Annotated in this window: 17 protein-coding genes; 3 read left to right on the plus strand and 14 right to left on the minus strand. The window is 65.8% G+C overall.

The genetic code is table 11. The annotated features are described in order from the left end of the window. From HH302_RS09365 to HH302_RS09415, 12 genes are all read right to left on the minus strand, one after another. Nucleotides 1–1,608, minus strand: coding sequence for a carboxyl transferase domain-containing protein (locus HH302_RS09365; protein ID WP_172201612.1), 1,608 nt, complete (start codon nt 1,606–1,608; stop codon nt 1–3). A 63-nt stretch (nt 1,609–1,671) separates the two neighbouring features. Further along, a complete protein-coding gene (locus HH302_RS09370; RefSeq protein WP_172201613.1) occupies nt 1,672–2,451 on the minus strand; it encodes a class I SAM-dependent methyltransferase in 780 nt (259 codons plus the stop codon). Between the two features lies 1 nt (nt 2,452). Continuing rightward, nucleotides 2,453–3,055, minus strand: coding sequence for a 2-hydroxychromene-2-carboxylate isomerase (locus HH302_RS09375; protein ID WP_172201614.1), 603 nt, complete (start codon nt 3,053–3,055; stop codon nt 2,453–2,455). Nucleotides 3,056–3,066: 11 nt separating this feature from the next. Further along, a complete protein-coding gene (locus HH302_RS09380; RefSeq protein WP_172201615.1) occupies nt 3,067–3,669 on the minus strand; it encodes a 2-hydroxychromene-2-carboxylate isomerase in 603 nt (200 codons plus the stop codon). A 119-nt stretch (nt 3,670–3,788) separates the two neighbouring features. Further along, nucleotides 3,789–4,925, minus strand: coding sequence for an acyl-CoA dehydrogenase family protein (locus HH302_RS09385; protein WP_172201616.1), 1,137 nt, complete (start codon nt 4,923–4,925; stop codon nt 3,789–3,791). Nucleotides 4,926–5,112: 187 nt separating this feature from the next. Further along, nucleotides 5,113–5,391: a hypothetical protein gene (locus tag HH302_RS09390; protein ID WP_172201617.1), complete on the minus strand. Its 279-nt coding sequence runs from the start codon at nt 5,389–5,391 to the stop codon at nt 5,113–5,115. Nucleotides 5,392–5,582: 191 nt separating this feature from the next. Further along, nucleotides 5,583–5,705 (minus strand): hypothetical protein, encoded by a 123-nt coding sequence (locus HH302_RS22605; protein ID WP_256378332.1) that lies wholly within the window; start codon nt 5,703–5,705, stop codon nt 5,583–5,585. A 149-nt stretch (nt 5,706–5,854) separates the two neighbouring features. Continuing rightward, nucleotides 5,855–7,255 carry a thioredoxin family protein gene (locus HH302_RS09395; protein ID WP_371814715.1) on the minus strand — a complete coding sequence of 467 codons (1,401 nt, stop codon included), beginning with the start codon at nt 7,253–7,255 and terminating at the stop codon, nt 5,855–5,857. A 307-nt stretch (nt 7,256–7,562) separates the two neighbouring features. Beyond that, nucleotides 7,563–8,438 carry a DMT family transporter gene (locus tag HH302_RS09400; RefSeq protein WP_216661850.1) on the minus strand — a complete coding sequence of 292 codons (876 nt, stop codon included), beginning with the start codon at nt 8,436–8,438 and terminating at the stop codon, nt 7,563–7,565. Between the two features lie 24 nt (nt 8,439–8,462). Further along, nucleotides 8,463–9,146: an SDR family NAD(P)-dependent oxidoreductase gene (locus tag HH302_RS09405; RefSeq protein WP_172201621.1), complete on the minus strand. Its 684-nt coding sequence runs from the start codon at nt 9,144–9,146 to the stop codon at nt 8,463–8,465. Continuing rightward, entirely contained in the window at nt 9,143–10,054 is a 912-nt protein-coding gene (locus tag HH302_RS09410) for a DMT family transporter (RefSeq protein WP_172201623.1), read from the minus strand. Before HH302_RS09410 ends, HH302_RS09405 begins: the two co-directional genes overlap by 4 nt. A gap of 55 nt (nt 10,055–10,109) precedes the next feature. Next, nucleotides 10,110–11,834 (minus strand): AraC family transcriptional regulator, encoded by a 1,725-nt coding sequence (locus HH302_RS09415; RefSeq protein WP_172201625.1) that lies wholly within the window; start codon nt 11,832–11,834, stop codon nt 10,110–10,112. Between the two features lie 342 nt (nt 11,835–12,176). On the opposite strand from HH302_RS09415, the gene HH302_RS09420 reads away from it, so the two are divergent. After that, complete coding sequence (locus HH302_RS09420) at nt 12,177–14,954, plus strand: ImpA family metalloprotease (RefSeq protein ID WP_172201627.1); 2,778 nt, start codon at nt 12,177–12,179, stop codon at nt 14,952–14,954. 59 nt (nt 14,955–15,013) lie between these two features. On the opposite strand, the gene HH302_RS09425 is transcribed toward HH302_RS09420, so the two are convergent. Together HH302_RS09425 and HH302_RS09430 are read right to left on the minus strand one after the other, a co-directional pair. Then, nucleotides 15,014–16,210 carry an acetyl-CoA C-acetyltransferase gene (locus HH302_RS09425; RefSeq protein WP_172201629.1) on the minus strand — a complete coding sequence of 399 codons (1,197 nt, stop codon included), beginning with the start codon at nt 16,208–16,210 and terminating at the stop codon, nt 15,014–15,016. Between the two features lie 201 nt (nt 16,211–16,411). Next, nucleotides 16,412–17,581: an isovaleryl-CoA dehydrogenase gene (locus HH302_RS09430; protein WP_172201631.1), complete on the minus strand. Its 1,170-nt coding sequence runs from the start codon at nt 17,579–17,581 to the stop codon at nt 16,412–16,414. 215 nt (nt 17,582–17,796) lie between these two features. Between HH302_RS09430 and HH302_RS09435 the strand changes: the two genes are divergently transcribed. After that, on the plus strand, nt 17,797–18,846 hold the full coding sequence (locus HH302_RS09435) for an MBL fold metallo-hydrolase (protein ID WP_172201633.1): 1,050 nt from the start codon (nt 17,797–17,799) through the stop codon (nt 18,844–18,846). Between the two features lie 18 nt (nt 18,847–18,864). Beyond that, on the plus strand, nt 18,865–20,691 hold the full coding sequence (gene phaC / locus HH302_RS09440; RefSeq protein WP_172201635.1) for a class I poly(R)-hydroxyalkanoic acid synthase: 1,827 nt from the start codon (nt 18,865–18,867) through the stop codon (nt 20,689–20,691). Nucleotides 20,692–20,781: the final 90 nt, after the last annotated feature.

The following is a 20,781-nucleotide window of genomic DNA, read 5'->3' on the forward strand; positions in this document are numbered from 1 at the left end:
TTACATCCGGAACACGCCGAAGCGTGTCGCTTCAATCGGCGCATTCAGCGACGCGGCGATCGCGAGACCCAGCACGCGGCGGGTGTCGGCCGGGTCGATGATGCCGTCGTCCCACAGGCGCGCGCTGGCGTAGTAGGGGTGGCCCTGGGTTTCGTATTGCTGGCGGATCGGTGCCTTGAAGGCCTCTTCCTCCTCCGCGCTCCAGCTGCCGCCTTTCGCCGCGATGCCATCTTTCTTGACCTGCGCGAGCACGCTTGCGGCCTGCTCGCCGCCCATCACCGAGATGCGCGCGTTGGGCCACATCCACAGGAAGCGCGGTGAGTAAGCACGGCCACACATGCCGTAGTTGCCCGCGCCGAAACTGCCACCGATCACCACGGTGAACTTGGGCACCTTCGCGCAGGACACCGCAGTCACCATCTTCGCGCCGTCCTTCGCAATGCCGCCGTTCTCGTACTTGCGGCCCACCATGAAGCCGGTGATGTTCTGCAGGAACACCAGCGGAATGCCGCGCTGGCTGCACAGTTCGATGAAGTGCGCGCCCTTCTGTGCGCTCTCCGAAAACAGGATGCCGTTGTTCGCGACGATGCCGACCGGGTGGCCGTGGATGTGTGCGAAGCCGGTGATCAGCGTTGCGCCGTAGCGCGCCTTGAACTCGTCGAAGCGCGATCCGTCGACGATGCGCGCGATCACTTCGCGCACATCGAAGGGTTTCTTCGAATCGGCCGGAATCACACCGTAGAGCTCACTGGCGTCGTACAACGGTGGTTCGGGCTCCGCCATGGCGGGGCCAGTTGGGGGCTGCGTATTCAAGTGCGAAACGATGCGGCGCACCTGCCCGAGGGCGTCGTGATCGTCTTCAGCGAGGTAGTCGGCCACGCCCGAGAGCCGCGTGTGCACATCGCCGCCACCGAGGTCTTCGGCACTCACTTCTTCGCCAGTGGCGGCCTTCACCAGTGGCGGGCCGCCGAGGTAGATCGTCCCCTGGTTCTTCACGATCACGGTTTCATCGCTCATCGCCGGCACATAAGCGCCGCCCGCGGTGCACATGCCCATCACGCAGGCGATCTGCGGGATGCCCGCAGCACTCATGTTGGCCTGGTTGAAGAAGATGCGGCCGAAGTGATCGCGATCGGGGAACACCTCGTCCTGCATCGGCAGGAAGGCGCCGCCCGAATCGACTAGGTAGATGCACGGCAGCCGGTTCTCGGCGGCGATCTCCTGCGCGCGCAGGTGCTTCTTCACCGTGATCGGGTAGTAGGTGCCGCCCTTTACCGTGGCATCGTTGGCGATGATCAGGCACTCGCGGCCCGACACGCGACCGATGCCGGCCACCACGCCGCCGGATGCGACATCGCCGCCATACATGCCCCACGCCGCCATCGGCGAGAGTTCAAGGAAAGGTGTGCCCGGATCGAGCAGTGCTTCGATGCGCTCGCGTGCGAGCAGCTTGCCGCGTGCGCGATGCTTGTCGCGCGCATCGGCGCTACCCCCTTGCGCCGCCTGCGCGAGTTTCGCGCGCAGGTCGTCGACCACCTTGCGCATCGCCTCGGCATTCGCCTGAAAGTTCGCGTCGCGCGGGTTGAGTTGTGAATGCAGTACGGTCATTGCGACAGGCCACCCCCCTGGCCGGAATCACAAGGCGCGCCGCTCATGCGGCGCGCGGCGGTACTAGCCCGCTTGCGCAGGCCCCCCAAAGGCCGCGGTGGCATACACCGTGGCGCGATAGTTCAGCGCGTAGCGGCCCCCCGCCGCGTGCGCACTGAAGGTGTCATCGACCATGGCTTCCGCCTCGGCACGACGCGGCGTGCCCAGCCGCGGCATGTAAGAGCGCGAGAACACCAGCGCGACAAAAGCACCGTGATCGAGCGAGAGCCGATGCGGCACTTCAAAATGCAGTGTCGCGGGCCCGAGGAACTCGGCGGGCGCGCAGTCGTCCAGCATGCGCATCTGCTCATGCGCATCGTCACGAAAATGCGCGAGCAGATCGCCCAGCGCGCGATCGGCAGGATCCAGCATGGCGCGCTCATTCCCGATCAGCGCGACCCAGCCGCGTGGGCGCAGGATGCGCGAGAACTCGGTGCGGCTCGCGAGCGGATCGAACCAATGAAAAGCAGTTCCGACGACGATGCCATCGACCGATGCGTCCGGCAGACCAGTGCGTTCGGCTGTGCCGGACAACATGCGGAAGGACGGCAGCGCCGACAGCAATTGCGCGCCGGCGGTCCGCATCGCGTCATTCGGTTCCACGCCCGTTACCGAAAAGCCATGCTGCAGGAAGGCCTGCGCGAGCAGGCCGGTGCCGCAGCCGACATCGGCCAGCTGCTGGCCCGGGCGCGCGCCGACCGCTTCCATCAACAGACCGGCGAGAGAGACCGGGTAGCCCGGTCGCCCGACGATGTAATCGCGAACCTTGTCGGTGAAGAGGGTGCTGACCTCGGCATGCGCCATCTCAGAACGGCCCCCCCGCGAGCCACTTCTCCAACTGCGGCAGGCGGTCCACGCCCCAGAAGGGCTCACCCTCGACGATGAAGAAGGGCGAACCGAACACGCCGCGCGCAAGCGCAACGTCGACCTCGGCCTTGAAACGGTCCTTGATCGCGCCCGAGGCCATCGCATCGGCCAGCTCGGTGCGATCGATGCCAAGCTCGGTGGCAATCGCCAGCACGACGTCCGCCTCGGAGATGTTCTGATCTTCGACGAAGTAGGCCCGGTAGGCGGCGCGCGCGAACTTGCGCGCAAGGCCGGTGTTGCGATCGTTCAGCCACAGGAACGCGCGCGCAGCATGTTGCGTCGGAATCGGGAAGTGCGTCGGCATCCGGAACGGCAGGCCGAGAAAGCGCGCGGATCGTGCAACGTCGCGCTGCACATACTCGCCCTTGAGCGGCACGCTGGGCAGCGGCGCGGCCCCCATTGCCTTGAAGGCGGCGCCGAGCAGGATCGGGTGCCAGATCACAACCCGCCCGTACTTGGCGGCGATCTCGTCGATCACCTCGGCGGCGAGATAGCCGTAGGGGGAAGCGAAGTCGAAATAGAAGTCGATTGGAGCAGGCATGCGGTGTGTCCTCAGAAGGGGCCGTCGGCCAGCCACTTTTCGAGAATCGGCAGGCGCGAGTAGCCCCAGAACGGCTCGCCGTCGACGATGAAGAAGGGCGCGGAGAACACGCCACGCGCCATCGCCAGATCGGTTTCGGCCTTCAGGCGATCCTTCAGCGGCGCGCTGTTGAGCGCCTCATGCGCTGCAGCGCGTTCGAGGCCGAAGGATTCGATGATTTCCAGAATCACATCGAGGTCGGCGATGTTGCGATCCTCGACGAAGTAGGCCGCGAAAACCTTGCGGGCAAACTCCTTCGCACGCTCCGGGTCACGATCCTGCCCCCACAGGAATGCGCAGGCCGCGGCCTGGGTTGGCACCGGATAGGAACTCGGATGCTCATACGGCAACCCGAGATAACGCGCGAGGCGCGCAACGTCCTTTTCCACATACTCGTTGCGCAGCGGCAGCGTCTGCATCGGTGCGCCGCCAACCGCCTTGAAGGCATTGCCGATGACGACGGGATGCCAGATCACGCTACGTTTATGCCGCTCGGCGATCTCCTCGATCATGTGGGCCGCGACATAGGAATACGGGGAAGCAAAGTCGAAATAGAAATCGATGAAGGCGCTCAATTCAGCTCTCCAGGGGATTGGACAACGCTCGGGCGGTCACCTTTGCGGCACCCGCCCATGCTAGTCCAAGGCGCTGTCAGCGTCTTGCGCAATCGCGTTGCAGCGGCGCAGTTTTTGCGTCAGGCGCCGGCCAGCGCCCGGCTGATCACCAGCCGCTGGATATCGCTGGTGCCTTCGTAGATCTGGCATACCCGCACATCACGGTAGATGCGCTCGACCGGGAAGTCGCTCACATAGCCATAGCCGCCATGGATCTGGATCGCGTCCGAGCACACCTGCTCGGCCATCTCGCTGGCGAAGAGCTTTGCCTGCGAGGCTTCCTGCAAACACGGGCGGCCCGCATCCTTGAGCGCCGCCGCATGCCACACCAGCTGGCGTGCGGCCTCGATGCGCGTGGCCATGTCGGCGAGCCGGAAGGCCACCGCCTGGTGGCCGATGATCGGCTGACCAAAGCTCTCGCGCTCCTTTGCATAGCGCAGCGCGGCTTCCAGCGCCGCCCGCGCCATGCCGACGGCCTGCGCGGCAATGCCGATTCGGCCACCTTCGAGGTTCGCAAGCGCGATGCGGTAGCCCTCACCTTCGGCGCCGAGCAAGGCATCGGCGCCGACGCGGCAGTCCTCGAACAGGATCTGCGCGGTGTCGGACGCACGCTGCCCCAGCTTGTCCTCGACCCGCGCCACGATGTAGCCGGGGGCGCTGGTCGGTACGACGAAGGCGGAGATGCCTTTCTTGCCCGCTGCAGGATCGGTCACCGCAAACACAATCGCGACATCGGCGTGCTTGCCGGTGGTGATGAATTGCTTCACGCCGTTGATGCGCCAGCCATCGCCGTCGCGCAGCGCGCGGGTACGGATTGCACCGGCATCGGAGCCGACATGCGGTTCCGTCAGGCAGAAACACCCAAGCTTTTCGCCGCGCGCCAGCGGCGCAAGCCATTCGCGCTTCTGCGCAGCGCTGCCGAAGGCCTTGAGGGGCCCGCAAACGACGGAGTTCTGCACGCTGACGATGGTAGAGGTCGCGCCGTCGGCCGCCGCGATTTCTTCAATCGCCAGCGCCAGCGACACATAGTCGAGGCCCGCGCCGCCATCGCCTTCCGGCACCACGATGCCCAGCACACCAAGGGCGGCCAAGCCTGCGAGCGCCTCGCGCGGAAATTCATGGTCGCGATCCCAGGCCGCGGCGTGCGGGGCGATGCAGTCCTGCGCGTAGGCGCGCACCGCATCGCGGATCATTTCCTGGTCTTGCGTCAGCAGCATTGCGTGTCTCCTCGCCGCCGATAGGCGGACGGGTAAGGCCTGATCGGGATCGCCCCGGGTCGCAGGGCAGTCGCCGGCGTGACGCTTGTGGCACCCGCCGTGGGGGCCCGATTGTCGCCGCCCGCGACGCCTGAGACTGACTTCCCGATGACGATCTTTGATCGGCCAGCCCGCCGCAAAGGCCCGCTTACGGCCCTGCCGTGGAACCGCCGCTGCTACCCGGCGTGGAATGGCGCGACGCGCCACCGAGAATCGCGTCAGGGGCTACCGTCTGCACACCCTCACCCGCGCGCGGCTTGCGCGGAATGATGCTGCCGGTGATGTAGACGCGCTCTTCGCCGTCGTCCGCCGTAGCAGCCGTGCTCGTATCGCTTGCGGCGGCGCCGTCTGTCGCGGGGTCTGTCGCGCAAGCGCTCAGGGCCGACGACAAGGCCGCCGCCAGCAGGCATAGAAGGATCTTGTTCAAGAGTGTCACTCCACAAGGGGTTGAGAGGGCATCGGGTGGATGCCTGCCGACAGCCTATCGGCCCCCGTGCCGATTGAACAGTCACCCAGGCGGTGATTTGCCACAAACGCAAAAGAAAACGCCCCGGCCGGCAAGCAGTCGGGGCGCTTCAGGTACTGGAACCGGCGGGCTTTGCCCGCGCCGTCGCCGCGTCAGTGCCGCTGCGATTTGTTCTGATTTTCGAGCGTCGTGACCATCGCGATCAGCAGCGCACCAACCACCACTGCCACGACATAACCACCGAAGAATCCGATCAAGCTTGCTGTAATGTCCATCCTCGCCTCCCCTGGCGTTTGGGCGTGATCGCGCCCGTTCTTGTCCCGTTCCACCACAGTACGGCGAGCTCAATCACCACACTGCCAACAGGGGAAAGATTACGGACGGGCGGCCGCTGGGCGTTGATGCCGGTCAACGGCCGCCGGCATCAGCCACGCGCCTTGAACAAGCCTTCGCACACCGGCCGCTGTGCATCGTCGGCCGGCAGCTTTGCGCACATCTGCGCCGCCTGCGCGACGATGCGCCGATAGCTGGCCTGGTGCTTGCCGCCCGCGTTCCACTCGGCGAGCTTCTTGGCGCTGCGCTCAAGCACCGCGCGATTGCGTTCATAGAACGCGTTGGGGGTGGAGGCTGTTTCGGCGAAGAGCTTGCTGCTGGCCACCTCGATGCGCGCCTCGTCGGATGGCGCCAGATCGAGCAGACCATTGAGGTAGCCGCCGCCCCACTGCAACCGCGTTGCCGAACCTTGCGACGCCGTCCACGCCTCCTCGTACCACTTCAAGGCAGCGGCCACATCGCCGCGCTTCTTCGCATTGCCGCCCAGCATTCGCATGAAGTAGTAGGGGGCGTGAGAACGCTTGAGTTCAGCCTTCAGCAATGCATCCGAATCGTCGAGCAAACCGGCGTCGGTCAGCACGCCAGCTGCGGTATAGATCACCGACTGACGCTCGAAACCATTGCTGGTGGCCGCGTCCGCAGCGCTCACCTGGTTGCGCAGCAGTGCCGGGTCCAGCGGCGTTGCGCCCGCCAGCTTGCCGAGCGCGACTCGTGCACCAAGCGCCGACAGGTGATCGGTGGTGGACAGCGTGGCGTCCTGCGTCAGCGATTCGAGCGACTTGCTCCATTGCGCAGCCAGCGCAAGGCGCGGCGCGCCGCCAGCCGGTGTGAGCAAGGTCACGACCTTGTCCGGCTCAACGATCAGCAAGTCAAAATGGCTGCGCACCTCCGCCGGATCAGCAAGCAGCTTTGCCAGCAGTTGCGCACCGGCGTCGCCGGCCAGCTTCGGTAGCGGTTCCACCTGCGCATGGGCCACAAAGGCCTTGAGCGCGAGACGGGTCGCCAGCTCGGCTTCCGCAGGCGGCACGGCGGCCGCGAGGCGCGCCAGCGTGCCGGGCAGCGCGGCCTTACTGACCAGCTGTTCTTCGTCGGCATCGAACGGGTAGAAGGCCAGCAGGCGCCAGTCGTCCGCCGTGGTCGGCTTGCCGGCCAGCGCAGCTGCAAGGACCTCCTTGACCGGCCGGTTCGCATTCATACCCAGCGCGAGCACCTGCAGATAGCGTTGCGCATCGACTTCGCCAGGCAGGCGCGTCAGCTCGGTGCCGTCGGGGCGGAACAGGATCATCGAGGGGTAGCCGCGCACCTTGAAGCGGGCCGCCAGCTTCTGGCCTTCCGGCGAATCACCGTCGAGCTCGAGCGGGATGAACTGCTTGGCGCGTTCGGCAAAGTCGGCGCGGTTGAACAGCGTCGCCTTGACCTGGTTGCAGTACGGGCACCACACCGCCCCCCAGTACAGGAAACCGGCTTGTTGCTGCGCCTCGCCTCGGCAAATGCGGCATCCACGTCACCCTTGAACCACGCGACGGCCGCGCTGCCGCTCGCAGCTGGAACAGCCGGCGGCGTCGTGGGTGCGGCGGGAGCGGCGGTTTCGGGGGTTTTGGAACAGGCGGCAAGCAGAAGCAGGCAGAGCGGCGCGAGGCGCCATGGGGCGAGGGTCATCGGGCGATCCGGTTCGGGCCGGCGGGTGGCGCCAGCGGTGTGGGGCATGCCGCGCTTCTGGCGCGGCCTTCAAGCCACCATTTTGCCGCATGGCCCTGGCCTGCGTATGCCGAATCCCGACAATGCTTTGCAGCAAAGGATCAACGCGCGCAGGCGAGCGCCGCCACCCCAGCCAACATGCACAGGGTGCCGGCCAGCCGCAGCGGGCTCAGCGTCTCGCGCAGCACGCGGGCCCCCAACCATACCCCGAGCAGCATCGACAGTTCGCGCAGCGGCGCCACATAGCTGAGCGGCGCGATCACCATCGCAGTCAGCACCAGCATGTACGCGAGCGGTGATAGCAGGCCAACCGCCAAGACCGGGCCACGAAACGCCAACCACTGTGTGCGCACCGCCGCCGCATGGCGTGCGGCCAGCGGCGCGAGCAATACCGTGCGCACGCCAAGGCTGAGGCAGTAGTACAAAACCGGCGACATGCCGACGCGCTTGACCGCCCACGCGTCGATCAGCGTGTAGATGGCGATGCACAAACCGGTGAGGCCGCCCCAAAGCAAACCCCGCCGCTGCACCGACGAGCGAGCACGCAGCGGCACAAGACCACTCACCAGCACGATGCCCGCCAGCAACAAGGCGATGCCGGAAGCGCCGATCAGGCCCGGCAGTTCGCCGAGACTCAACACGGCGGCAAGCACCGAGAACAGCGGCCCGGTTCCGCGTGCGAGTGGATAGACGATAGAGAAATCGCTCGCGCGATAGCCCTTCTGCAACACCAGGCCATACAGCACGTGCACCGCAGCGCTCGCCGCGATGACCGACCAGCCGGATACGCCGGGCCATTGCGAAGGGTCACGCCACAGCAGCAGCGCAATCAGCGGCATCGCGGCCACCAGGCTGACAAGCCCGTACAACCAGACGAAGGGCAAGCCGCCGGAAGCCCGCTTGGCTTGCAGATTCCACAGCGCGTGCAGCAGAGCGCCGCACAGCACCAGCGCAAACGCTTCAACGCTCAGTGCCACGCCCCCGCAGTGCGATGCAATCGCTCACCATGTGATCGGTGTACCGTCGTAGTTGAAGTAGCCGCCGTTCTCCGCGGGCCCGACTCGCTCAAGCACGCCGCGCATGCCGACCACCGAGTCGTAAGCCTCGATCTCGGCGTTCGGGCCGCCCATGTCGGTCTTGACCCAGCCCGGATGCAACGTCACCACCGTGGCACCACGCGGGCCGTATTCGTTCGCCGCGCACTTCGCAACCATGTTCACCGCCGCCTTCGATGCGCGGTAGAGCAGCCCCTTGCTGCCGCGGGCACCGCTGATCGAGCCCATCTCGGACGAGATCACCGCGATCGTGCCGCGCGCACCGATCACCGAATCGGCGAAGGCCTGGATCACACGCATCGGGCCGAGCACGTTGGTACGCATCACGGCATCAAAATCGGCATCGCCCGGCGCCAGAAAACTTGTCGTCTCCGGCCCATACAGTCCGGCACACACGATCAACAGGTTGAGCGGATCTTCGTCGGCATGCCATGCGGCGCCGGCAATCGAATTGGCCGAGGTCACGTCGAGGGGTAACACCTCTACACCCTTCACACGCAGCAGCTCGGTCGCCTTCGCCGGGGTACGCACGCCGGCGTAGACCTTCCAGCCCTGGATCGCGTATTGCCGCGCGAATTCCAGACCGATACCGCGTGAAGCCCCTGCGATCAGAACCGTCTTGCGCGTCATGCCTTGCTTCCTCCAGATTGAGTCCGATTCGTCAGCCATACGCCCAGCAGCACCAGCGCGCCGCCCGCGAGCACCAGCAGGCCGACATGTTCGTCGAGTATCAGCGCGCCGAGCAACACGGCGCTGAGCGGCACCAGATTGATGAAGGCTGCCGCGCGCGCAGCGCCGAGCCGCATCACGCCCTGCGCGTACCAGACATACGAAAAGCCGCTGCCCAGCACACCGAGATACAGCAGCGAAGCCACGGCGCGCCCGGACACCGTGGGCATGCCGCGCAGGCTGCCCTCAATGAGCCCGGTCGCCAGCAACATGACGCCGCCCGCCAGGGATGCATAGAAGGTCATCGTCAGCGGTGCGAGCGTGCGGCTCGCACGCCGCCCGATCAGGGTGTAGGCACACCATCCGGCCACGCAGCCGAGTATCGCCAGCTCGCCGACACCGATCTCGCCACGCAGCAGTGCCAGCGGGTCGCCGCGACCGATCACCAACAGGCAGCCCGCCAGCGCGATCGCCACGCCGGCAAGCCGCGTGCGGCTCAAGGATTCACCCATCAACAGCCACGCGGCGAGCGCCACCGCCACCGGATTCAGCGCAATCACCAGCGCGCCACGGCCCGCCTGCACATGCTGCAGGCCATAGAAGAAACACAGGTTATAGAACAGGATGCCGGTGGCACCCATCGCGCAGACACGCCCCAGGTCGGCGCGGCCGATTCGCGGCAGACCGCCGGCGCTGCGCCACACCAGCAGGCCAAGCGTCAGCGTGCCCAGCACGAAGCGCCAGCCGGCGGCAGCAAGAGGAGGCATCTCGGCCGCGACGATGCGGCCCGCGATCCAGGTGCCGCCCCAGATGAATGCAACCAGCACCTGCAGGAGGATGACCATGGACGGGCGGGATGCGGCTTTCAACGGAGAGTTCCTCGGTGTCGGACGCTCATCATAACGGCCGCCCGGGCGCCACCGATCAATCCACAACGCTCCGCGCAATCGCTGCGAGCTCGGCACACACCTGCGCGGATGCTCGCGCGGCAATTTGCGACTCTACGGCACAACGCGCGGTGGTCTCCGCGCCGGCGAGCACCGCTTCCGCCCAAGCCACCGCAAGCGCCAACGCCTCGCCGGCCGCCGAGGCGGGCGCATGGCGCTCACGCAGCCAGCCCAGGATCGCCGGCGGCACGTGCCAGGTGGCAAGCAACAGCCAGGTGGCATCGATGCCATCCACCGCACGCCCTGCCGCCGCGGGCGCAGCGAGCCGCCCCAGATTGTGCGCAAAGGCCGCCAGCCGGAGCGCTGCCGCGTCGTCCGGCGCCAGCTGCGGCGCCAGCAGGCCCACCGCACGCGCGGCCAGCGCTCCGCAACGCCATGCGTACAGCGCCTCGGCTGTCGGCGCTTCGGCTGGCAAGCTCGATTCGACCACCTGCTGCACGCTTGCCCGCGGCATGCGTGCGAGCAAGTCGCTATCGATCACCGCCGATTCGCGTGCGCCGTGCACCGGCTCCCCACACAGCCCGAGCAACCGCAATTGCAGCACCGGGTCGGACGCAAACGCGTCGCACACCAGTGCAGGCCCAGCGCCCCCTTCGGCGAGCACCTGTCGGAGCCAGTCGAGCTTCGGGCTGTGCCGCGGCCAGGCCTGTGGCGCGCCCCAGTCGCCACAGCGTCGTGCGCCAATTAACTCCTGGGCGGCTCGGCGCACCTGCGCGGGCCTTACGCCGAAGCGATCGCAGAACCCGCGTTCGAAGCTGCTGCGATCGGCATAGCCCATGCGCAGCGCCAGGCGCTCGGCCTTCTCGTCCGTGCAGAGCACCGCGTCAAGCGCGAGGCGCGCGCGATGCGCCGCGAGCAGCGTCGAGAAGCGACAGCCCTCCGCCGCCAACTGTCGCCGCAAGGTGCTTGCACCCATCGCCAGCGCGGCCGCGGCTGAATCGAGGCCTGCGCCACCAAGGTCGGGCAGCGCGGCGAGCCACCCGGCCACGCGACGCACCGCGCTGGTGTGCTCGAGCATCTGGGTCAGTTCGCGCTCGTACATCGGTCGTATCGTCTGGCGCAGCGCCTCACTGGCGCCTGGCAAGTGCAGCTTGAGCACATCAGCCGCGTAGGTCAGCGAGAAAGTGGTGGCGCCCATGCGGGGCGTAACGCCCAGTAGCGCCGCAAGCGTTGCCGGGTCGCCGGCGTCTTCGGTCATCACCTCGGCATGCAGCACGGGCAGCCTCACCCCGCAGATGTAGTCGAGCACGCGCACCAGCCATACGAGAATCGACTCGTAGCGCTGGCGCCTGCCGAGGCGCTCCGGACGCAGCACCGGCACCAGCACCATCGTCAGCTGGTGACCATCGCTCGCCCAACGAAAACTGCCATCGGGAAAAAGCACCGGAGCGAGCCGCGCGAGCTCATCGAGTGCCGCCTGCAGGGTGTCATGGGCGCGCAGGTAGTAGACCAGGCCATCGCCCGCCCCCATGTCGAGCTGCCCCGCCAGCCATGCAAACGCATGCGGATCGCCAGCGGCATGCAGCCATTCGCTCATCTGCAACGCACTCTCGGCCGGGAATGGCGTGGTGTCGGAGGGCGCCACGCGTTGCAGCCCGAAACGCGACTGCAGCACTGCCAGTCGATCCGTATCGTCGCGATAGCGTGTAAACAACGCCTGGAAGTGCCGCATCTGCGGCACGTATTCTTGGTTCTCGCTCATCCTCTGTCCCGCCATCCCCCGCGTTGCAGTCTACCGCGCCGGCGAGAAAGCAAAACAAGGTGACAGAGCGCGGCGGCCGCAGTCGCGAGCGGATTTGCAGTATGCCGGCCTCATCCGGCTCATTAGAATGCCGCCTCCCGCTGGCCTGTGGCCGCCACGCCGCGCCATTCAGCACGGTGCCCGGACAGACGGCCCGATGCACAAAGCCACCCAAGCACTGCGAAACGGCGGCTTGCGAATCGCAAACGCTGCGCTGGCGCGCGGACTCCGAATCAAATCCGTCCGGCTGATCCCCGGACGCCGAGGATGACGGCATTCATCCACTCGATTTTGGTAACCAGCATGTTCAAGCGAAGACTCAACCCCCTCATCTGCGCCCTCGGCGCCCTCTCGATTTCCGTCTTGCTCGTCGCGTGTGGCGGCGGGGGCGGCGGCGGCGAAACGGCGAGCGGTGGCAATAGCAATAGTGGTGGCACAAACGGCTCAGGGGGCACGAACGGATCTGGCGGCACGACGACGCCTGACCCCATCGCGCTTGCCCTGCAAAGCGGCGACGCCACGGCACTGACCGCCAAGGACCGCGAAGTCCTGCTCGCACGCGCGGTGTCCGCCGCAACGACGCTGGGCGCGAAACAGACCCAGGCCTTGGCCTCGATCTACAGCGCCGACATCACGCAGCTGGCGCTCGACCACACCACCAACAGCAGTTCGATCACCGCAGCCAAGACCACGATCGCGACACCGCTGATTGTCTCGGACAATGGCACCGGCATGGCAGCGATCGCGCAGATCGGCAGCGGCCGTGGTCTGGCCTACGGCGCCAATGTGCTGAGTTGGATGGCCGGTACCACGCGCGAGCAGCAGCATCTGCCGCTGTTCAACCGTGCCTTCGCCTGGCTGATGACCGGCGACGGCGCCGCCAAGCTGCCTGCGACGATCGCCGTCGGCACCGCCGGCTACGACGCCAACACGGTGAAGAACTACATCGTTCGGGCCGGCAGCAGCGCCACCGTGACGACCTGCAAGATCGATGATCCGGACAACACCTGCTGGAAAGACCTGAACCTGATCGTGTTCGGCTCCGGCACCACCGACAGCCCGCGCCTCTCGGCGCTGGTGCGCAGCTACCTGGAAGCGGGCAAGTCGGTGATCTACATGCACCCGAGTTGGGTCGATTCGGCCGGCGGCCGCACGGTGCTGAGCGCGATGGGGATGAACCTCGGTGGCTATCCCGGCAACTACTTCGCCAGTGCCGCGGGCGTATCGGTCGGTGCCACGCGCACCCTTGCCGACAGCCTGGCGCGCGGCGACCAGTTCGGCGCGCTGGTGAGCACGCTCAACCTGCTCAACCGCACCGATCTGACACTGGATTTCACCGATACCACGCCGCTCAAGCCGATCGATGCGGTGCAAACCGCGCTCTCGTCGATGCAGTCGCGCGGCATCAACGTCTTTACCGACCCCGACAGCGAGCTCTACCGCCTGCTGGTGCTGTGGGCCGACCAGGTTCGCACCGGCGTCGTCTACGGCGCACCGCTCTCCAGCAAGGGCGATTCGGATGATTTCCTGCGCGCCTATGCCTCGGACTCCTGGCTGGTGTTCAACCGCGCGGCGACCACGATTCCGCCGAAGGGTGCCGGCGATTACATGCCGGCCAGCGCAAACAGCATCGCAGTCAGCAGCGACTTCGAAGACGTCGATGTGACGATCGCGCAAACCGGCGGCACCACGCTGATCGGGCGCGGCGCGATCCCGGGCAAGCCGGTGACGATCCAGGTCGTCGATGCGGCGGGCGCCACCAGCCTGGGCGTGCAGACGAGCTATCTGCGCACCTATGGCAATCCGGTCACTGACACCACCTATGCGCGCCCGCGCCGGCCGCATTCCTACACGATTCCGCTCGCCGCCACCGGTGACACGAGCTTCGTCACGCCTTTCGGCGGCCCGCTGATGCTCAACTACGGTGGCGCCACCGCCGGCACGGTGGTCAAGCTGCGTATCAAGGGTGCGGCCAAGTACGCGCACTTCGACTTCACGCAGAATCCTTCGCAGGCGCAGATCGACGAGGCCGTTGCGGCGCTCAAGCGCGCCGATTTCGGCTGGCAAACCAACAAGCTGGTTGGCGGCGAAATCCAGCAGACGATTGGCTATGCGCAGAAGGTGATCGGCACGCTGGACCCGAAGACCTACGTCGTCGACCGCATCAAGGGCATCCTGTTCGACAGCAACCACTTCGCCAACGGCTACAACAACATGCCGATGTCGACGCTGGCACAGAGCCTCTGCACCCAACTTGGCTGGACCTGCGACGGCCCATTGCACCGCGCGCCGAACGTGCAGCACTTCATCGGCTGGCTCGCCGCCTGCGGCTATCTGTGTTCCGGCAACCCGTCGGACGGCTTCGCCGGCATCGACACGGGCTGGGGCTGGCCGCACGAACTGGGCCACAACACGGTGCAGCGCGTGATGCACATTGCGCCTAACGGCAAGGGCTGCGTTGTGGAGTGCGACAACAACATCCTCGCCAGCGCAACGATGATGCGGCAGTACGCGCTGATCGGTATCGACACCGGCCACGCCACCGACCACCCGGGGCTCTACGCCGACATCGTCGCCAACCGCGCCACCGGTCTCAGCGACGAAGCGCTGCGTGCCGATATGGAAGTACGCCTGTGGCAAGGCCCGAGCCAGGACCCGATGCGCGCAGTGCACTTCCAGATGGCCTTCCAGTACGCCAAGCTGCGCGCCGGGCTCGCAAAGCCGACGATGGAAAGCACGCTGGAGTTCTTCCAGTTGCTGACCAAGGCCGATCGCCTCGTCGCCAAGGCCTGGGACGCCAACAACAAGGGCAAGTACGGCATGGGCCGCTTTGCCGACAACAAGATCAGCAACGAAGACCTGTTCTACGTACTGAGCTCGAAGATCATCGGCCAGGACATGCGCAAGCACTTCGCGATGTACGGCATCCCGCTGAGCCAGACCGCGCTCGATTCGATCGCCGATCTGGGCCTGCCGCAGGCGTCGCGCAGCTTCTACGCGCTGGCGAACGGCAAGCACAACCAGCCCGCCACCGGCGCCTGGATGGACATCGAAAGCAGCGCACCGGCCTACGCGTTCTGAGCGCTCGAGCCAACAAAAAAGGCCGCCCTCGGGCGGCCTTTTTCATGTGTGGAACGACTTCAGAACAGCTCGACCGCCATCGCCGTGGCTTCGCCGCCACCGATGCACAGGCTGGCCACGCCGCGCTTGAGGCCGCGCCTCTTCAACGCGCCAATCAGCGTCACGATCACGCGGGCGCCCGAAGCACCGATCGGGTGGCCCAGCGCGCAGGCGCCGCCGTTCACGTTGACCTTCTCGTGCGGCAGCTTGTGGTCGTGCATCGCGGCCATGGTGACCACCGCGAAGGCTTCGTTGATCTCGAACAGGTCGACGCTGTCGGTGTTCCAGCCGGTCTTGGCGTAGAGCTTTTCGATCGCGCCAACTGGGGCGGTCGTGAACCAGCCCGGCTCATGCGCATGGGTGGCATGGCCGACAATCTTCGCGACCGGCTTGAGGCCCAGCTTGTCGGCGGTCGAGGCGCGCATCAGCACCAGCGCCGCGGCGCCGTCGGAGATCGACGACGAGGTTGCGGCGGTCACAGTGCCGTCCTTGCGGAAGGCCGGCTTGAGCGACGGAATCTTCTCGGGCTTGGCCTTGAACGGGGATTCATCCTTGGCGATCTGGACGTCACCGCCCTTGCCGGCCACCGTCACCGGTGCGATTTCCCACTCGAAGCTGCCATCGGTGTTCGCCGCCAGCGCGCGGCGGGTCGATTCGATCGCGAACGCGTCCTGCGCTTCACGCGTGAAGCCGTACTTGGCTGCGGTGTCTTCGGCGTAGTTGCCCATCGACTTGCCGCCACCATTCGCGGTCTTCTCGTAGGCGTCTTCCAGACCGTCCAGAGCCATGTGGTCGAACACCGTGGAGTGGCCATAGCGGTAGCCGCCCCGCGCCTTCGGCAGCAGGTAGGGCGCGTTGGACATGCTCTCCATGCCGCCCGCGACGATCACGTCCACCGAGCCGGCGAGCAACTGGTCATGCGCCATCATCGTGGCCTTCATGCCGGAGCCGCACACCTTGTTGATCGTGGTGGCGACGGCCGACAGCGGCAGCCCTGCGCCCAGCGTGGCCTGGCGCGCCGGGGCCTGACCCTGACCGGCGGGCAGCACGCAACCCATGATGACTTCCTGCACCTGCTCCGGCTTCAAGCCGGCGCGCTCTACCGCTGCTTTGATGGCAACACTGCCCAGCTGGTGACCAGCGAAGCCGGACAGTTCGCCCATCATGGCGCCGATCGGCGTACGGGCGACAGAAACGATGACGACGGGATCAGACATGGTGAAAACCTCGATTTGGGTAGAGAGGAATCAGAATGTGGCGGCGCGAGCCTACGGCAGCCTGACGGGGGCGAAGCATAGGCGCAAATTGTTGCAGCGCGCCATAGGTATTAGCCCAGACATTTGCGGCCTAAGCCGTAACAGCAATGTCCGCCAAACCCCTGCGCGCATTGCCTTTGCGCCTATCGGGTCACCTTTTTGCTACAAGGTCTCGGCGAACAACTCTCTCCCAATCAGCATACGGCGGATCTCGCTTGTGCCGGCACCGATCTCGTACAGCTTGGCGTCGCGCCACAGCCGCCCAACCGGATATTCGTTGATGTAGCCATTACCGCCCAGCGTCTGGATCGCCTCACCCGCCATCCAGGTTGCCTTCTCGGCTGAGTAGAGGATCGCGCCCGCGGCATCCTTGCGCAGACTGCGGGCATGGTCACCACGGTCGCAGGCCTGGCCGACCGCATACACGTAGGCACGCGTGGCCTGCCATGTGGTGTAGAGGTCGGCCACCTTCCCCTGCATCAGCTGGAATTCACCGATCGCCTGGCCGAATTGCTTGCGATCGTGGATGTACGGGATCACGACATCCATGCAGGCGGCCATGATCCCCAGCGGCCCACCGGAGAGCACTGCGCGCTCATAGTCGAGCCCGCTCATGAGCACCTTCACGCCATTGCCGACGCCGCCCATCACGGCATCGATCGGTACCTCGCAGTCCTCGAACACCAGCTCGCCGGTATGCGAGCCGCGCATGCCGAGCTTGTCGAGCTTCTGCGCGACCGAGAAGCCCTTCATTCCCTTCTCGATCAGGAAGGCGGTAATGCCGCGCGGGCCGGCCTCCGGGTCGGTCTTCGCATACACCACCAGCACATCGGCGTCGGGGCCGTTGGTGATCCACATCTTGGTGCCGTTGAGCACATAGTGGTCGCCGCGCTTGTCTGCACGCAAACGCATCGACACCACATCGGAGCCTGCATTCGGCTCGCTCATCGCGAGCGCACCAACGTATTCGCCGGAAATGAGTTTCGGCAGGTACTTGTCCTTCTGCGCGGCGTTGCCGTTGCGGTGGATCTGGTTCACGCAGAGATTCGAATGCGCGCCGTACGACAAGCCCACCGACGCCGAGGCGCGCGAGATCTCTTCCATTGCGATGATGTGCGCGAGGTAGCCCATGTTGGCGCCGCCATAGTCCTCACTCGCCGTCATGCCCAGCACACCCAGATCGCCGAACTTGCGCCACAGGTCCATCGGGAACTGGTCCGTTCGATCAATTTCGGCCGCGCGCGGCGCGATCTCCTTCGCCGCGAAATCGGCGACCGTGTCGCGCAGCATGTCGAGGGTTTCGCCGAGGGCGAAATTGAGGCCAAGGCTCATGGATCAGCTCCTGAACAGGTCTGGAAGGCCGCGCCGCGCCCCTCTTGTGGAGGATCGCCGCGCCGCCGGATTCGGGTGATGTCCGCCCCGTGCGGTGGCCGGATCTTAAGCCCGCACGCCACCGTATGGTGTCCTGCACCCGACAAACAGCCTTGACAGCCAATGCCGCAGCGCAACATAACCCGAGTTACACTGATCCGCTGGATGCTGCTGCCATGAGTGACGCACTCGATTTCCCCTTCGCCGACCTGCCCGCGCCGGGCGCCACGCTGACCGTTGAGTCCGGCGTGCGCTGGGTGCGCATGCCTTTGCCCTTCGCGCTGGATCACATCAATCTGTGGTTGCTCGACGACGGCGAGGGCGTCGCGATTGTCGACACCGGCATTGGCGACGCGACCACGCGCGGGCTTTGGGAGCAGGTGTTCGCACGCATCGACCGCCCGGTCACGCAGATTGTCGTCACCCATGCGCATCCCGATCACATCGGCAATGCGCGCTGGTTGTCGGACCGCTTCGGCGTACCGGTACACGCCACGCTCGGCGAGTACCTCTGGGCGCACGCGATCCGCGACGGCCGCGCCGGCTTCACCACCGAAGCACTGGTTGCGCTGTTCCGCCGCCACGGTCTTGACGATGCACGCGCGGAAGCGCTGCTGACACGCGGCAACCACTATGCGCGCGGCGTGCCGGAGCTGCCCGAGAGCTATCTGCGGGTCCGCGACGGCAGCACGATCATGATCGGCGGCAAGGCCTGGCGGGTGATCAGCGGCTACGGACATTCGGCCGAGCACGCGGCGCTATGGTGCGAAGCGCTGCATGTGCTGATTTCGGGCGACATGCTGCTGCCGCGCATCTCGACCAACGTCAGCACCAGCACCGTGACACCGCAGGATGATCCGGTCGCGCAGTACATCGAATCGCTCGGCCGCTTTGCGGAATTGCCTGCCGACACGCTGGTGCTGCCCTCGCATGGCCGCCCCTTCCGCGGCGCCCAGGCGCGCATCCAGCAACTGGTAGCGCACCACGAAGAACGTTGTGGCGCGCTGCTCGCAGCGCTGGATCAGCCGATGAGCGCGGGCGAACTGCTCGCGACGCTGTTCCCGCGCGAACTCGATACCCACCAGGTGATGTTCGCCATGGGCGAAGCGATCGGGCACCTCAACCACCTCGCCGCTCGCGGTCTTGTCAGCAAGCTGGAAGCTGGCGGGCGCATCCTGAAATTTGCGCGTACGGGCGACGCTTTGTCCGCCCCTCAGAACAAGTAACTCCGGGAGAGAAACACCATGGCCGTCAACGCAGAAACCGCTAAGCCCGAACTGCCCGATCCGCAGGAGGTCGCGAAGACCTATGCCGAGGTCGCCCAGCGTGCATCGAAGCTGCTGCACGAACATGTGAAGCGCCAGGCCGCGCGCGGCATTTCGCCGCCGGAAGATGAACTGGGCATCGCGCAGGCCTTCATGGACATGATGGCGAAGCTGCTCGCCAACCCCTACAAGCTCGCCCAGGCGCAGATGAATCTGGTGTGGGATTACTTCTCGCTGTGGCAGCACTCGACGCTGCGCTTCATGGGCATGAGCGGCGCGCCAGTCGCCACGCCGGCGAAGGAAGACAAGCGCTTCAAGGACGAAGAGTGGCAGGACCACTTCCTGTTCGACTTCATCAAGCAGAGCTACCTGATCTCCGCACGCCACATCCATGACGTGGTGGGCAGCGTCGAAGGGCTCGACGAGATCTCGCGCAAGAAGGTCAACTTCTTCACCAGCCAGTACATCAACGCACTGTCGCCGTCGAACTTCGCGCTGACGAACCCGGAAGTGTTCCGCGAAACAGTGAAGAGCCACGGCCAGAACCTGGTGAAGGGGCTCAACAATCTGCTGCGCGATGTCGAAGAGGGCGATGGCCAGCTGCGCGTGAAGATGACCGATACCTCGGCGTTCGAGTGCGGCAAGAACGTCGCCACCACGCCGGGCAAGGTCGTGTTCCAGACCGACCTGATCCAGCTGATCCAGTACACGCCGACCACCACCGAGGCGCTCAAGCGCCCGCTGCTGATCGTGCCGCCGTGGATCAACAAGTACTACATCCTCGATCTGCGCGAAAAGAACTCGCTGATTCGCTGGGCCGTCGAACAAGGCCACACCGTGTTCGTGATGAGCTGGGTGAATCCGGACGAGAAGCTCGCCCAGAAGGGCTTCGATGATTACGTGAAGGAAGGCGTGCTCGCCGCCGTTGATGCGATCGAGCAGCAGACCGGCGAGAAAGAGATCAACGCTGCGGCGTACTGCCTCGGCGGCACGCTGCTGGCCACCACGCTCGCCTACATGGCCGCCAAGAAGGACAAGCGCATCGCCAGTGCCACCTTCTTCACCACGCTCACCGATTTCTCGCAGCCGGGCGAGCTGGGCGTGTTCATTGATGAAGGCCAGGTCGCCAGCCTCGAGAAGAAGATGGCCGAGCGCGGCTACCTTGAAGGCACCGAGATGGCCAACACCTTCAACATGCTGCGCAGCAACGACCTGGTCTGGTCCTTCGTCGTGAACAACTACCTGATGGGCAAGGACCCCTTCCCCTTCGACCTGCTGTACTGGAACTCCGATTCCACCCGCATGCCGGCGAAGATGCACAGCTACTACCTGCGCAACATGTACATGAAGAATGCGCTGGTGCAGCCGGGTGGTATCGAGATCGACGGCGTGAAGATCGATCTGGGCAAGATCAAGGTGCCCTGCTACTTCATCTCGACGATCGAAGACCACATCGCGCCGTGGAAGAGCACCTACCTTGGTGCCAAGGTATTCGGCGGGCCGGTGCGCTTCGTGCTGGGTGGCTCGGGCCACATTGCCGGCATCGTCAACCCGCCGTCGGCGAACAAGTACGGCTACTGGACCAACCCGACCAAGACGCTGCCGGAAAGCGCCGAAGACTGGCTCGCCGCCGCGACGCAGAACCCGGGCTCGTGGTGGACCGACTGGCAGGCCTGGGTCACCGCGCACGACGACGCAAAGGTGCCGGCGCGCGACCCGATCAACGGCAAACTCAAGATCCTCGAAGATGCGCCGGGCAGCTTCGTCAAGGCACGCCTGGACAAAGCGCCCAAGACGGCAAGCTGAGCGACATCAAATCCGCGCAAGAAGGGGCTTCGGCCCCTTCTTCTTTTTGCGCCCAGGCTTTCCTGCGCGGCGATCCGCGTTCTACACTGC

Origin of the sequence: Niveibacterium sp. COAC-50, assembly GCF_013184235.1 — a bacterium.
Taxonomy (GTDB): domain Bacteria; phylum Pseudomonadota; class Gammaproteobacteria; order Burkholderiales; family Rhodocyclaceae; genus Niveibacterium; species Niveibacterium microcysteis.